Source organism: Candidatus Obscuribacterales bacterium (genome assembly GCA_036703605.1).
In the GTDB taxonomy this organism is placed as follows: domain Bacteria; phylum Cyanobacteriota; class Cyanobacteriia; order RECH01; family RECH01; genus RECH01.
On record DATNRH010001196.1, the window covers coordinates 1 to 1332 of the forward strand.

At 54.6% G+C, this 1332-nt stretch carries 2 protein-coding genes; one reads left to right on the forward strand and one right to left on the reverse strand.

Annotated elements, in window-relative coordinates; genetic code table 11:
- The coding region (locus V6D20_24830) for a hypothetical protein (protein HEY9819007.1) at window positions 1-201 on the forward strand (201 nt) is incomplete at its 5' end.
- Between the two features lie 67 nt (window positions 202-268).
- Here the strand turns inward: V6D20_24830 and V6D20_24835 are convergent.
- Window positions 269-1332, reverse strand: a 1064-nt coding sequence (locus tag V6D20_24835) for a c-type cytochrome (protein HEY9819008.1), incomplete at its 5' end; no start/stop codon positions are given.

Sequence of the window (1332 nt, forward strand, 5' to 3'; positions counted from 1 at the left end):
AGGCTGCGCCTTGCTGTGGATGGGCAGACTGTGTTGGATACTTCTGTCACTCCCCGTGGGCCGTTGGGATTGGTGCTGTGGATTGATAACCAGTACGCAGCATTCCCACCCGATGGGCGGTTAAAATATGGCTTTTCTGCAAGTCCAAAGCCAGCGTGGATTGAGTTGAAGCATGTACATTTGGATCCCCGAGTGCTTTGAAGGTGAGAGATGAGGATGAATGGCAGGGAGCCCTCAGGATATGAAAATTGCGAAGATTGTCCCAGGCCTACTTTCCTAGCGTACTTATATAAGTTAAAACCTCCCACATTTGCTTGACCGAAAGCGTTTCCTTCCAACCGGGCATAGCTCCCCGTCCCTCAGCCGTGATGCACAGAGATTCTCCGCTGGCGGAGCGTAATTCATCCTGAAACTCAGCGGAGGAGAGATCAGGAGCTCCTGGCAGGGCGCCTGATCCGTCCGCGCTGTGACACACAGCGCAGGACTGGCTGTAGATAATATTACCGGCGGCAATAGCAGCCGCGTCATCCCAGGGGAATTGGTTTGATTGAGAGAGGTAGGTAGATGGGCAGGCTAGCTCAGTAACGCTGGGCTGGGTTGGAGGCGCTGCGGCTGTATCACCTGGCAAGGCTGCATCGTATGAGAACGTGCGCAGATAGTCAATGACTGCCCATCGTTCGTCTTGCGACAGGCGCCCCTGCCAGGCTGGCATGGAACCTTTTCCCTGCGTGACAGTCAGGTAGAAATCTCGAGGTGCACGGTCATCTACAAGCCGTAAATCGGTGAAATCAGCCGCACCTAATACTTTGCCCACGCCATCTTCCCCGTGGCAGGCTGAGCAGTTTGTATCGTAGAGACTCTTGCCAAGAGCAAGGGTTTCCGCATCTGTGGAAAAGCGCCACATATAGAACACCACATCCCAACGCTCGTCTGAACTCAACAAATCCAGGAATGACGGCATTTCGCCGCGCCCCTCGGTAACAGCTGCGTAAAATGAAGCCGGGGTTTCACCGCGCATGTAGTCCAGGTCATTAAAATTGCGCGCCCCAGGCACGATGCCTTCACCATCCTCACCGTGGCAATTTGCACAATGAGATTGGTAGAGCTGCTGGCCTAGAGCAGACGTGGGAGGGCGTGCAGGGTAACTTAGCAGGGTGAACGACGGTGTAGCATCAGCACCGGGGATGTTAGCAGGTTCGGTCACCGGGATCAGCGTCGGGATGGGCGTAGGGCCAATTGGTAGGTTGCGCGGCGCGGCGCAAGCTGCCAATACCAGGGCAAGGATGAAAATAAACAAAAGGCATATTCGGTATCTCATTACATACCTCTTCT